Origin of the sequence: Chondromyces crocatus (assembly GCF_001189295.1) — a bacterium.
GTDB lineage: Bacteria > Myxococcota_A > Polyangia > Polyangiales > Polyangiaceae > Chondromyces > Chondromyces crocatus.
Window position 1 is genome coordinate 7,934,016 of record NZ_CP012159.1, and the last position, 12,567, is coordinate 7,946,582.

Annotated in this window: 10 protein-coding genes; 2 read left to right on the forward strand and 8 right to left on the reverse strand. The window is 67.4% G+C overall.

What is annotated here, in order from left to right; genetic code table 11:
• Position 1 precedes the first annotated feature (1 nt).
• From CMC5_RS28485 to CMC5_RS46110, 5 genes are all read right to left on the reverse strand, one after another.
• Complete coding sequence (locus tag CMC5_RS28485) at positions 2–820, reverse strand: hypothetical protein (protein ID WP_050433350.1); 819 nt, start codon at positions 818–820, stop codon at positions 2–4.
• 78 nt (positions 821–898) lie between these two features.
• On the reverse strand, positions 899–1,594 hold the full coding sequence (locus CMC5_RS28490; RefSeq protein WP_050436184.1) for a protein-L-isoaspartate(D-aspartate) O-methyltransferase: 696 nt from the start codon (positions 1,592–1,594) through the stop codon (positions 899–901).
• Between the two features lie 46 nt (positions 1,595–1,640).
• A complete protein-coding gene (locus tag CMC5_RS28495; protein ID WP_425394815.1) occupies positions 1,641–3,422 on the reverse strand; it encodes a L,D-transpeptidase in 1,782 nt (593 codons plus the stop codon).
• A 369-nt stretch (positions 3,423–3,791) separates the two neighbouring features.
• On the reverse strand, positions 3,792–4,532 hold the full coding sequence (locus tag CMC5_RS28500; RefSeq protein WP_050433351.1) for a hypothetical protein: 741 nt from the start codon (positions 4,530–4,532) through the stop codon (positions 3,792–3,794).
• A gap of 7 nt (positions 4,533–4,539) precedes the next feature.
• Positions 4,540–5,115, reverse strand: a complete 576-nt coding sequence (locus CMC5_RS46110; RefSeq protein WP_050433352.1) for a globin family protein — start codon at positions 5,113–5,115, stop codon at positions 4,540–4,542.
• Positions 5,116–5,741: 626 nt separating this feature from the next.
• On the opposite strand from CMC5_RS46110, the gene CMC5_RS28510 reads away from it, so the two are divergent.
• Positions 5,742–7,163, forward strand: a complete 1,422-nt coding sequence (locus tag CMC5_RS28510) for a multiheme c-type cytochrome (RefSeq protein WP_050433353.1) — start codon at positions 5,742–5,744, stop codon at positions 7,161–7,163.
• A gap of 87 nt (positions 7,164–7,250) precedes the next feature.
• Here CMC5_RS28510 and CMC5_RS28515 read toward each other — a convergent pair whose 3' ends face one another.
• Genes CMC5_RS28515 through CMC5_RS28525 form a run of 3 tightly spaced genes read right to left on the reverse strand, consistent with a single transcriptional unit; the run spans position 7,251 to position 10,746 of the window.
• Positions 7,251–7,754, reverse strand: coding sequence for a FixH family protein (locus CMC5_RS28515; RefSeq protein ID WP_050433354.1), 504 nt, complete (start codon positions 7,752–7,754; stop codon positions 7,251–7,253).
• 50 nt (positions 7,755–7,804) lie between these two features.
• Positions 7,805–9,151 carry a DUF1552 domain-containing protein gene (locus CMC5_RS28520; RefSeq protein WP_050433355.1) on the reverse strand — a complete coding sequence of 449 codons (1,347 nt, stop codon included), beginning with the start codon at positions 9,149–9,151 and terminating at the stop codon, positions 7,805–7,807.
• The gene (locus CMC5_RS28525; RefSeq protein ID WP_245677788.1) at positions 9,148–10,746 is read right to left on the reverse strand and encodes a DUF1592 domain-containing protein; all 1,599 of its coding nucleotides are present in this window, start codon (positions 10,744–10,746) and stop codon (positions 9,148–9,150) included. The genes CMC5_RS28520 and CMC5_RS28525 overlap by 4 nt, the downstream gene beginning before the upstream one ends.
• A 341-nt stretch (positions 10,747–11,087) precedes the next feature.
• Here CMC5_RS28525 and CMC5_RS28530 point away from each other — a divergent pair, with 341 nt between their 5' ends.
• Positions 11,088–12,527: a hypothetical protein gene (locus CMC5_RS28530; protein ID WP_156338925.1), complete on the forward strand. Its 1,440-nt coding sequence runs from the start codon at positions 11,088–11,090 to the stop codon at positions 12,525–12,527.
• Positions 12,528–12,567: the final 40 nt, after the last annotated feature.

Consider the following 12,567-nt stretch of genomic DNA (forward strand, 5'->3'; position numbering starts at 1 on the left):
CTCACGAGGTAGGCGCGCGCTGTCGATCCGGGTTCGGGACGCCGTAGAAGTAATAGCCTTTGCCGAACGGCGGGTAGCGGAAGACGCCATGGCGCCAGCGGAACGCATCACCGAAGGGGGCGACCATCGCCTGGAGATCCTCGACCGTGTGGATCCGCAGCGTGCTGATGAAGCAGTCCCATGCGTTCGTCATGAGCGCGATCGGCGTCAGGTAGGTGAGCAGGATCTTCTGCCATCGGTTGCGGGGACTGAGCAGCGGGTTGATCATCACCGAGGGGATGAAGGTGCAGCCCAGCGCGACACCGCCGAGCGGGTTCCGCTCGAAGGGCTCGAGGATGAAGATGCCCACGTTGGAGCGGACGGCATCGGCGAGGATGGCCTTCGCCAGATCGGGCTGGAAGTGATGGAACACGCAGCTCAGGAGCCGGGCGCGCCCCTTCCCGAGCTCGGCGGGAATGGCGGTCGCGTCGACCGGGTTCGGCTCGAAATCGATGAAGCCGGGGTGCGCGGCACGCGCCTCTTCCCAGGCTCCGATGCGAGGAGCGAGGTCGGTGAGGATGAAGCGGGGCGGCGTGACGCCCGCGCGCTGGAGCTCTTCCACCAGGGTCATGGCGGGGCCTGCTGCCCCAGCGCCGACGTCGAGGATCTCGCTGGCGCCGGTCTCCTTCAGGAAGGTGGTCAAGGGCGTGACGAGCTCACGGAGGACCCCCCAGCGCAGGGTCCGGCTCAGAGATTCGACGACGGTTTCGCGTATCGGCTCGGGAATGCCATCGAGATCGTTCCACTCGAAGAGGTGAACGCGGGGTAACGCTAATGACATGGGGCTCTCCGGTGTCAGGGGGGTTGGCGAGGCGCTGGTGGCGCTCTCGCGGCGGCGATCGACGCCGCCACCAAGATCCTAACGACGTGAAAGCGCTCCAGCCAGCATGGGAACGAAGCGGACGGCACCGAGCGATTCCTGTCGCAACCGTCCTTGCTGCTTGTGGATGCGCACGAGCTCCTGGGCTGTCGCGGCGCCGACGGGAGCAACCAGAACTCCTCCGTCGACGAGCTGGTCGAGGAGGGCCGTCGGGAGCATGGGGGGCGCGGCGGTGAGCAGGATGCGGTCGAAGGGAGCCCGCTCGGGCCAGCCGGCGTACCCGTCGCCGAAGCGCACCTCGATCCCGGCATAGCCGAGACGGCGCAGGCGCTCCGAGGCCTCCCGAGCGAAGCGGGGGATGCGCTCGATGGAGTACACCTCCTGGGCGATGAGCGAGAGCACCGCCGCCTGGTACGCGGAGCCCGTCCCGATCTCGAGGACGCGCGAGCGCGGGGTGAGCGCGAGGGCCTCGGTCATCACCGCGACGATGGTGGGCTGGGAGATGGTCTGCTCGTCGCCGATGTGCAGCGGGACGTTGTCGTAGGCGTACGCGGCTTCGGCCTCAGGAATGAAGAGGTGCCGAGGGACGCGCCGCAGGGCTTCGATGACAGGGGCGGTCTGCGCGTCTCCGAGGGCGATCAGCTCCTCGACCAGGCGGAGCCGGCGTTGCTGGGCCTCGGGAGGGTCGAGAGCGATGCGGTCCAGAGGTGGTTCACGCGCGTCCCTTTCGCTCATTCCCGACAGCATACGGGGTGAGCGGGGGTTGGGTACGCGCGCAGGTTCACTCGTGGACGATGATGGTGGTCCCCTCACCCATCTCTTCCCCGGAGATGATCGTGTGCCAGCCGTCAGGGACGGCGGGCTCGGTCCACAGGAAGACGCGGTGCCCGTCGATGGGCGACATGTTGATGCAGCCGTGGCTGCGGGGAGTGCCGAAGACGTCGTGCCAGTACGCGGTATGGAGCGCGTACCCGCTGGCGAAGTACTGGATGTACGGGACGTCCCGGAGCTTGTAGAGCCCCTCGCCTCGCCGCTTGGTGACGCCGTACTCTCCGTCGCCTCGGCGAGGGACCACGGCGGGCGCCGCCGCCGCTGCGGCAGGAGCGCTCTTGCTCGAGGCCTTGGCAGCCCCTGCGTCCTTCTTGCCGCCGCTGTCTTTCTTGTTCTTCGCGGACGCTTTGCCGCCGTCCTTCGCCGCCTTGCCGCCGTCCTTCGCGGCAGGGCGCTCCTTCGCAGGGCCGCTCTGGCTGACGTTCGCGTTGATGACCCGCTCCGGCTGGCCGCCCTCGGAGGTCGACTCGTTGGAGTCCATCGTCGCGGAGATGTGCTTGTTGCGGATCTGGAAGATGCCGCGGATCGTCGCGGTCGTGGACTTGGGATCCCCCATCCCCGCCTGCCCCGTGGAGACCAGCGTGGCGTAGACCGGGCGCTTGCCCTCCCAGAGGACCAGGGTCTGGTGCTTGATGCTGACCTCGATCCATTTCTGGCCCTTCTCGGCGACGACCGGCCAGATCTCCGGCGCGATGGCGAGGCCCACGTCGAGCTCGTTCAGGAACTGTTTGTCCTTGGTGCGGTAGTACTTCACCCCCTCGGCCTTGCGCAGGCGGCCCGTGAGGGGAACCACGCCGCGCCACTCCAGCTCACCGCCCGGGGTCGCCTTGTTGCCGGTGACGTCGTACGACTTTGCGCCGCGGTTGCGCACGAAGGCCAGGGGCAGCGTGAAGTCGTCGGTCAGCTCCACGCCGTGAAAGGCCGAGCCGGTGTCCGGCTTGATCTTGGTGTTGGGGGCGAGCCGCAGGTCGGTGGTGATGGCGAAGCGCCGGTTGTGGGACTCGGGACCGGTCGGGAAGGAGCCGATCAGCGAGAGGCCGGTGAAGCGGCGGGCACGGTCGGCGAAGACGGCGTAGTCGGGGACGTGGAACTCGCTGATGTTCGGGATCTGGCGCTTGCCCCCTTCGAGCCAGAAGGGGATGGGATCGTTCTCGGTCTGAGCCCCCAGCAGCACGCCTTCGCCGAGCTCCAGGGAGTTCTTCGCGAGGCCAAGCTCCCCAGCCTTCTTGCCGGGGATGGGGACGCCGCGCTCGTCGAGCGGGACGTCGCGCGCGCCCAGGGTGACCTTCTGGACCGTGGCCTTGTTCTGGTCCCACCACTCGAGGTGCTCCTTGAGCTTGAACTCGGACTTCTCCTGCTCGGCGGCGGTGGGGACGCGGAGGTAGAGGGGCAGCACGGCGCGGACGAAGGCGTAGCTGTACGGCAGCGCGCTCTTGAGGTCCGGCCCCGGGCCTGCGGCCTTGAGCAAGGGGTCGTCGAGATCGAGCGTGGCTTCCTTGCCGACGCAGACGTAGCCCTTGGGGTGGATCTGATACCAGCCACCCGGGCAGCCCGCCTTGCCGGCTGGCTCGTCGGAGCGTGCCACCTTGGTGCCGACGCGGAGGTAGCCGAGCTTTTTCGAGGTGTCCCGCGGCTCGCTGTAGACGTTGGTCACGAACGCGGTGATGCCGAGCATCGGGCGATCCGGTGGCGGCGGGGGCACAGGCTCTGCGTTGAGCCCCTGTGTGGCCACGGGAGGTACGCTGGCGTCTGTGCCGGCATCGGCACCCTCCGCGGTGGCGGCAGGTTGACGACAGGCGGACGCGACGAGCGCGACGCCACCAGCCAGAAGCGCCATCACCGTCGCAGATCGCGACCGTGAGGAAGCCGGGCATAGCTCGGTGGTCAGGACACCCATCGCCCCGTCTTGCCAAAAATAGTTGCCGACGCAAAGGGTCTTGCGGCGGGTGGAGGCGGGGATCGCTGGGTAGCAAGCGGGCTGGCCGGTACGCACCCCCTGCAACAGAAGCCTGCTGGCCCCTGCGCGCCCGAGGGTCGCCACCCCTGCTTTCTTCGCAGTTCGCTCGACCAGAGACCCGAGACGAACCTGGGGAATGTTCCGCTAGTTCGGGATGGACTGATACTGCTCGCGAACGACGACTTTCTGGCCCAGGTTCGTCGCGCTCAGCTGGACGCGGTAGTCGGAGAACCGAAACTCTGACGAGACGCGCCGCAGGGCGCCTCCCTTCAGGTAGTCCGCATCCGCGACACCACTCTCCAGAGCGGGGGGGCCCACCATGGCCGAAAGCGACGCTCGCCGTGCTTCGACGAGATCGGTGGCCGCCTCGGCCGAGAGCTGGCTGCGCGAAGCGTCGACGGCGATGAGCCGAGCGTGACCATCGAAGAAGAGCATCAAGCCATCGACAGCGCCGGGATGTGCGGGCGATGCGGCAGCATCCCCCTCGACGACGAGCGCAGCCGCGGGGACGTCAGCGCAGCGCAGCGCAGCTCCCCGCTTGGCTGGCTCGCAGCGGATGCCGTGATCCGCTGCCCATCGCGCGACATCGTCACGCGTGGTCGCATCGAGCAAGAAGCCGAGCGCCGGACGAGACGACGCCCGTTCCGCAGTTCGCACGGAAGCGAGCACCTGGGCGCGAAGCTGCTCCTGCTCGGCAGGGGAAAGCTTCAAGTCCATCCCGACCGGACAGCCCGGTGCGCCTCGCAGGAATGCGAGGAGCGGACGGCCGTGCTTCGTGTGGGCGAAACCGATGAGAGCGACGGCCAGCAAGGTGAAGCCGAGCACTCCGGCGAACACCCAGCGCGCCTGCCGCAATGTCGAGACGACGCGACCCGTGGCGCTCATCTCCTGCTCACTGCCCGATGATGGTGTTGGCGAAAGCGGGATCCACGAGAGGCGGAGCGAAGCACTCGTTGATGTGCTCCTCGGGCACACCATTGTCCTGCAAGACCCCGGCGATCAGGGCGATGAAGGCGTCGTACTCCTCCTGGGTGATGTTCATCCCGGCGTGCGCAGCCTGCATCGTGGGACCTGTGTAGGCGTCCGCCGTGCAGCCATAGGCATCCGAGATGAAGTTGGCGAGGCTCTCCTTGAAGGCGTCCACCGCGTCCGCTCCCATCGCAACGAGGGGCTGGAAATCGGCCTCGAACATCGGATCGGTCGCAGCTCTATCGGTGATCTGCGATGCCACCGCCGGCACTGCAGCGCCATAGGTCGTGCAGACGTCGACCGGACACCCTTCCTCCGTATCGGTCGTCGTGGTGGTCGTGGTGGTCGTCGTGGTGGTCGTGGTGGTCGTCGTGGTGGTCGTCGTGGTGGTCGTCGTTCCACCATCGCCACCATCATCCCCGCCACAGCCGGGTGCCGCTGCACAGACGACAGCGAACGAGAACAGGCTCACCAGCGCCGCAAGGTGATTGCGCATCATCTCCGGAAACCTCCAGTATCGTTATCTTGATCAAGAAATCACGTCCCCCGAAGGAAACGCGCTTCAACCTATAGGTCACCTATCAATCCCCCGACAGATCTCGCCGAGTCATTTCTCGATGAACTCCCTGTTTCACCACCGCTCTACCCTTGATGTATTTCTGAAGAGACCAGGCCCCGAATCAGTTGCCTGCTGATATCGACTATCATCAACACTCCCAGCAAAGCCCCACGCTGGATAACTTGAACCTGGCAACCATTTGCCCCCCTCAATAGAAAACGATTATCATCAACCCATGCTCGAAGGTTCATCCACGAAATCAGCTCACCTCGTGGGGCATGCAAAAGAAGCCGCTGCGGTCCATTGCGTCGTAATGTGACACCACGCGCTCATTGCACCTCTTGTGCTCGGCACGTGGTGAAAGGGCTCCATCACCGTGCAAAACTCGCACAGCGGCCCAGCGTGGCTCCCGCAGCAGGGCGACCGATGCCTCCAGGTGCGCTACACAACGCCTCCTGATGCATCGCGTAATGCTTCGGTGATGATCGGCCGGGGTCAGAGGCCCGGCGATGAGGTCCCTGCCTCGCCACGAGACGCCACGCTTTCACGATCACGCAAGGGTAGGGATGTCGGAAACCGAGCAGACGCTGGGCGTTACCGTCATCTTGGACTACGGTGGCAACGAAAGCACCGGGAGATCGATGGGAAGGCGATGGACTGCAGCGCTCCTGCTGTTCAGCAGCGCATGTGACGGTGGTGACCAACCAGCCCCGGAGTACCTCGACGCAGAGGCCCTTCTGGACCCGCAGTCGTGTGCGTCATGTCACCCGGCTCAGATGCGCGAGTGGTCGGGCAGCATGCACGCCTATGCGAGCGACGATCCGGTCTTCCTCGCGCTGAACGCCCGAGGGCAGCGCGAGACGGGTGGCGAGCTCGGCAACTTCTGCGTTCAGTGTCACGCCCCCATGGCGGTGCTGTCGGGCGCGACGACCGACGGGCTCAACCTGCAGGAGCTGCCCCAGCACCAGAAGGGAATCACCTGCTATTTCTGCCACAGCGTCGACGCGGTGCTGGGCACCCACAACAACCCGCTCCGCCTCGCGAACGATGGGGTGATGCGGGGTGGCATCCCTGATCCGATCGCGGCCGCGCCGCACCGCTCGGCCTACTCGCCACTGCACGATCGGAAGAATCCCGCGTCGGCGGACCTCTGTGGATCCTGCCACGATGTGGTGACGCCTGCTGGCGTGTTCCTGGAGCGGACCTATGCGGAATGGCAGGCGTCCCTCTTCGCCAAGCCAGGGCGCACGACCCAGCTCACGTGCGGCCAGTGCCACATGGAAGGGCGGGAGGGCCCGGCCTCGACGGTCGCGGGTTCGCCGATGCGCTTGCTGCACGATCACGCGGCCCCTGCAGTCGACGTGGCGATGATCCCCTTCCCCGAGCGAGAGACCCAGCGCGCGCTGGTCCAGAACGCGCTCGACAAGTCGCTGCTCGCCTCGCTCTGCGTCCGTCCCCTGGCCGGCGGCGTGGAAGCGGTGCTCTCCCTCGACAATGCGTTCGGCGGGCACGCTTTCACGAGCGGCGCCGCGCACAACCGGCGTGCCTGGGCCGAGGTGGTCGCCTACGCCGGCGGGCAGGTGATCTACGAGAGCGGCGTGATCCCGCAAGGCCAGCCGGTTGCGGCGAGCACGGACCCCGATCTGTGGCGGATCCAGGAAGACGCCGTCGATGCCCAGGGTAACAAGACCTACATGTTCTGGGACATCGCCCGGACGACGAACACGCTGCTGCCTCCAGCGGTCACCAACGACCCGACGGATCCAGCGTTCTACCACCAGGTGGAGAAGACCTACCGCATCCCCAACGTGATCCCGGACCGGATCACGGTGCGCGTCCACATCCGGCCGATGGACTTCGATCTGATCGACACGCTGGTGGAGAGCGGCGATCTCGACCCCGCGATCCGAAGTGAGCTCCCGACGTTCACCCTGCGCAACACGGAGGTCACGTGGACCCCGGACCGCGGGTTCGTCTGCGTGCCCTGATTCACACGGCAGGGGCACGCGCCCCCCGCCGCCCCGGGGAGACGCTCGAAGGAGCCCGGCGGAGATGCCAGGCCTCTGCGTGAGGGATCAGCCCTCGACGCAGAAACCGAGGACGAAGCTCTCGGTCTCGCCGGTGGCGAGGGCGGCGGCGATGGTCACCTCCCAGTAGCCCGCCATGCTGAAGTCGATCGCCGACGCCTGGAACTCCCCGGCCTCGCCGGTCTCGCTCACCGTCGGAGGTTGCGGGCTGCCGTGGCCATGGTCGGGCATCCGGGGGGTGACGGTCACGGTCGCACCCGTCACGCCTGCCCCCGTGTCGTCGGTGATCACGAAGGTCCAGGTGTTCTCCCCCTTCACGGGCGGTGCAGGTGAGGCCTGCTGCAGGCGGAGGGTGTGGGCGCCCGACGTCGACGGCACCTCCATCCCGGCGCTGTAGTGATCGCCGCGCGTCTCTCCTTCGCACACGCCCTCGTGGCCGTGCGTGGTGGTCGTGGTCGCGCCATCCTCGTCACCACCGTCACACCCGGACCCGAACGCCATCAGCGCCGCGACCAGCACCATCACGCCGCGCCGCGAGACGCTCCCGAACATCCCCGCATGCTCCATCGGGCCAGCATAGCGCACGACCCGGACGGGGGGGATCACACGCCGAGGCCGGGCAGCTTTCCGGTGCAGTAGTCGGGGTTGCCGAACGTCGTCACATCGACGTCCATCGCGTTGCAGAGCGCGACGAGCAGGTCGTTGTGGAAGTTTCCCTGGTAGCGCAGGTAGCGCCCCATCTCCAGCGCGCCGCCTGCGCCTCCGGCGAGCACATAAGGCATGTCGCGCCGGCTGTGGGTCTGGCCGACGGCGATGTCGGTGCACCAGAGGATGAGGGTGTTGTCGAGCAGGGTTCCGGCGCCCTCGGGCACGCTGGCGAGCTTGTCGAGGAGGTACGCGAGCTGCTCGGCGTGCCACTTTCCGATGTTGATCAGGTGCTGGGCCCTGGTCGCGTCGTTCAAGCCGGAGTGGGAGAGCTGGTGGTGGGTCTCGTTCTGGCCCAGCCAGGTGAACACCTTCCCTGCCTGGGTCGAGGCCCACTGCAAGCTGGCGATGCGGGTGAGGTCGCAGGCCAGCGCCATGACGAGCAGATCGATCTGGAGCCGCGCAAGCTCCGGGTAGTTGTCGTTGACGTAGGTCTCCGGGACGTCGCCCAGGGTGGGGACGGCACAGCTCCCTCCGACGGTCCCCGTGGCGTCGAGGCGCTTCTCGATCTCGGCGAGGGCGCCCAGGTGGTTGTGGAGCTTCTCGCGATCGCCGCTGCCCAGGCGGCTCTGGAGCGCGTGGTAGTCGCCCATCACGGTGTCGAGGACGCGCCGCCGGTGGGCACGCTTCCGGGCGAGGCTCTCGGGGTCGGCGGCGAGATCGGCGAAGAGCCGGTCGAAGGTGACCCGCGGGTCGTCTTCGGGGGGGACTGGCTGGCCGGGGCCCAGGTACGAGACGCGCGAGGAGACGTTGGCGTTCTGCACCTGCACGCCGAGTTCGAGCGAGCCGAGCTTGGTGGTCTGGCCGAGCTCTTTGGCAAGGAACTGGTCGAGCGAGATGCCGCCACCCCAGCCAACCTTCGCGTTCGGGTTGCAGGCGTAGGGGAACAGGTCGCCCACCTGGAGTTCCGTGCCCGTGAGGGCGTGACCGATGCCCTGCTGATGGGGATCGCCAGGGCCGTGGTGCGCCGACTCCATGTCGATGCCTTCGAGGACGAGGAGTCGATCCTTGAAGGAGGTGAGCGGGTCGAGGATCTCACCCAGCGCGAAGCTCGTCTCGTTGCCACGAGGGGCCCAGGCGTTCTTGACCGTTCCGAGCCCCGTGAAGAAGACGATGAAGCGCTTCGGAAAGGACGCCGCCGAGGCGGACCGGGACATCGCGTCGAGGAACGGTAGCCCCAGCGCGACGCCACCGGCCCCCCGGAGGAGCGCGCGGCGGCTCAGCACGCGGCGGGTGGCGCTCACGGCTCACCCCCTTGCCTTCGGTAGCGGAAGGCGTCCGTCTGCGTCAGGCCCACGAGCAAGGCCTGGATGCTGTGGCCCGAGCGCCTGAAGGTGTCCCCGAGCTGGTCGAGGCTACACTGGTCTTCTTCTTTCTCCGCGCGTCCGTACCCGTACCGAAACCACTGGCTCACGACGCACGCGCGGACCTGCGCGCTCCGGGCGAGGTGGGTCGAGAGTTCGATGGCGCCGTCGAAGCTCCCGTTCGCCTCGGTCCGGCTGATGTTCCCCGTGGCGTCCACCGGGAGCCCTTGATCCAGATCACGCCACTGGCCGATGCCGTCGTAGTGCTCGAACGTGTACCCGATGGGGTCCATCAGCGCGTGGCAGCCAGAGCACACCGTGTCTTCCCGGTGCTGGGCGAAGCGCTCCCGGGTGGTGACGCCGAGTTGCACCTCGGGGACGGTGATGGGGAGGTTCGCGGGGGGCGGAGGGATGAGGTCGCAGAGCAGGCGCTCACGAACGAACTTGCCCCGATGGATGGGCGACGACTGGTTGGGCTTGGACTGGGTCGCGAGCACGCTGGCGTGCGTCAAGACGCCCGCACGGTGGGCGGGATCGAGCTCGACCCGCTCGAACGCCGTCCCCGTGGGGCCGGACACGCCGTAGAACGCGGCGAGCTCCGCATTCATGAAGCTGAAAGGCGCCGTGAGCAGGGTGGTGAGGCTCCCGCCGGGCTCGTCGAACACCACGTGCTCGACGAACGCCTCGGTCTCGGCCATCCAGAGAGGCCTCAGCGCGCTGTCGTACGCAGGGTACGTCTTCTGATCCTTGGTCATCAGGTCGACGTGCTTCAGCTCGAGCCACTGCCGGTGAAACTCCAGGACGGCCTCACGAGCGCGCGGATCGTGCAGCATGCGCTCGGCCGCGACCCGGATCTCTTCCGGGGTGCCGAGCCGTCCCGCTTCGGCGTCGTCGAGCAGCGCGTCGTCGGGCATCGACGACCAGAGCAGGTACGACAGGCGCGACGCGATCTCGTAGTGCGAGAGCTGAACGACGCCCTGCGCGACCGGGTCGGGCATCCCCAGCTCGACGCGGTAAAGGAAGTGGGGCGACTGCAGCATCGCCTGGATGATCAGCTCGACACCGATGACACCGCCGTAGTCGTCTCGCCCCCAGTCGAACAGCGTGGCGAAGCGTTTCACCTCGTCCGCATCGAGCGGGCGACGGAACGCGCGGCGTCCGAAGTCACGGATCCACCGCTCCACGCAAGCGTCGGCTTCCGGGCGCGTCGGGTCGCACCCTGGCATCAGCCGGGTCAGGTGCTGGGCCGCCTGGGCTGCAAGCTTCTCGGCAGCCTTCATGTACTGCTCGGCCAGGCTCTGGGTGACCCCCAGGGCTGCAGCTTGGTTGTTGAAGCCGAGCACTTCTTCTTCGGGTGCAAACGACCGCGCTGGTTGCGTCTCGTCCCCGAGGAGATCGTGGACGGTGCGGTCGTACTCGAAGCGGGTCATCCGGCGGATGGGCGCCGTGCCTGGAGAGAGGCTGACGCATGCGGTGTCCACCGGAGGGGACGGCTCCGGGCTGCACGCGGTCGGCCCCAGGGCGACGGCGCTCACCGCAACGAGCCAGGATCCGAGCCTACCGCGGCCGTCTGGCCCCCTCCCTCGCCTCTCCGACAGCTCCATCTGCCTCGCCTCCCGCGACCGACGGGCTGCGTCGACGCTCCCGCGAGCGGGTCACCGGCGAAGCACACGTCCGTCCTCTGGGTGACGCCAAGGACTGCACGTCACGCCAGCGCGGACCGGAGCCTAACAGGACACCTGCCGGTGGTCGATCCCTGCATCGCGAAGGTTCCCGGGGCATGAACCGAGACGTGCGACACGCGCCACCACGGTCCCACGGTCTCCACCATCAAGACGCTGGATTGTCGGCTGGCAGGGCTTGTAGGCTCACGCCGGTGCTACAGTCTGACGACCTCGCTTCCCCCCTGGGCACGCGCGTCTTGGCGCAGGTAGGACAGGGGCCTTCCGTCGTTCGTGGGCTTTGCAGTGACGGGTCGAGCCGCCTCCTCGTCGCGCGCCTCTGCGCTCACTTGCTGCTCGGTGTCGCGGGCGCTGCAGCCACGTTCACCTTCTCACCGCCCATCCTGGCGCAGTCGGAGGAAGCCAAGTCGATCGCCGTCCACATCGAGGGGCCTGACGGCGACTCGATGAACGCGGCCATCCAGGCCATCGTGCCCGAGACGCTGCAAGTCGTCGATCCTGACACCTTCACGAGCGCGCTCAAGAAGGCCGGCGTCCGGCCGCCGCTGGGCAAGGCCATCTCGGATGAGAGGCAACGCAAGCGCGTGCTGCCAAAGATCCGCAAGGCGCTCGACGCGGCCGGCATCGAGGCCGTGGTCCTGGGGCTCATGCGCAAGGTGGGAGCGCGCAAGGAGCTGTACCTGGTCTACGTCGATCGAGGGTCGGACGAGCTGCCCATCGACGAGCCGATCGCCCTTCGAGGGAACGAGGCGGATCACCTCCGGTCGATCGACGCCACCCTCGGGCCCGTCCTCCGCGATCTCGCGCCGGCCGCCACCATGCCGGAGAAGATCGAGCCCGAAGAGAAGCCGAAGGAGGAGCCCGACGAAAAGAAGGACGAGAAGAAGGACGAGCCGGTCGGCGCGCGCCCGAAGAACCAGGTGGGCACCGCGCTCTTCGTCATCGATGGTGGCCTCGAGCTGGGTGGTCGCTGGTTCAACTACTCGGAGCCGCTGACGGAGAACATCCGGCCCTACAGCGTCTTCGGCGCGCCGCTCATCAACCTGGGAGGCGAGCTGTATCCGTTCGCCGGCACGGGTGTCCCGTTCATCAAGGATCTCGGTCTCACCGTGAGTTTCGCGCGCGCGCTCGGGCTCAGCTCGGCGGAGGAGGGAGGCGAGTCGGTGGGAACGACCTACCAGCGCTTCGACATCGGGCTGCGCGAGCGCATCCGCCTCGGGAGCAACGATCAGTCGGCCATCCTCGGGATCGGCGCCGGGCTGCGGCTCCAGACGTTCGGCTACGAGAACACGGACATCGACGGGCTGCTCCCCGACGTTTCCTACACGCTCGTTCGCCTCGGGCTCGATCTGAGGGCGCCTGTAGGCCCAGTGGCTCTCCTCGCCGGCTTCGACTTCTTCATCCCCATGTCATCGGGTCTCGTTTACGAGCAGTTCACGGATCCGAGCGTGCTCGGGATTGCCCTCGGTGGCGGCGTGGCGATCCCGATCTCGAGCGGCCTCGAGGCGCGTGTCCGCCTCGACTACTCGAGGTTCTTCTCGTCCTTCACGCCCGCGCGAGGTGACAGGTTCATCGCGGGAGGTGCCGTGGACGAGTACCTCGGGATCCGCCTCGGCGCCGCCTACGCCTACTAGCGCCGCGGGGCGCACTACTAGCGCCGCGAGGCGCACGGAC

What these genes read in the sequence shown, in the direction of transcription:
- CMC5_RS28485 (WP_050433350.1), bottom strand. Translation starts at nt 820, where the DNA reads ATGTCATTAGCGTTACCCCGCGTTCACCTCTTCGAGTGGAACGATCTC.
- CMC5_RS28490 (WP_050436184.1), bottom strand. Translation starts at nt 1,594, where the DNA reads ATGAGCGAAAGGGACGCGCGTGAACCACCTCTGGACCGCATCGCTCTC.
- CMC5_RS28500 (WP_050433351.1), bottom strand. Translation starts at nt 4,532, where the DNA reads ATGAGCGCCACGGGTCGCGTCGTCTCGACATTGCGGCAGGCGCGCTGG.
- CMC5_RS46110 (WP_050433352.1), bottom strand. Translation starts at nt 5,115, where the DNA reads ATGATGCGCAATCACCTTGCGGCGCTGGTGAGCCTGTTCTCGTTCGCT.
- CMC5_RS28510 (WP_050433353.1), top strand. Translation starts at nt 5,742, where the DNA reads ATGTCGGAAACCGAGCAGACGCTGGGCGTTACCGTCATCTTGGACTAC.
- CMC5_RS28515 (WP_050433354.1), bottom strand. Translation starts at nt 7,754, where the DNA reads ATGTTCGGGAGCGTCTCGCGGCGCGGCGTGATGGTGCTGGTCGCGGCG.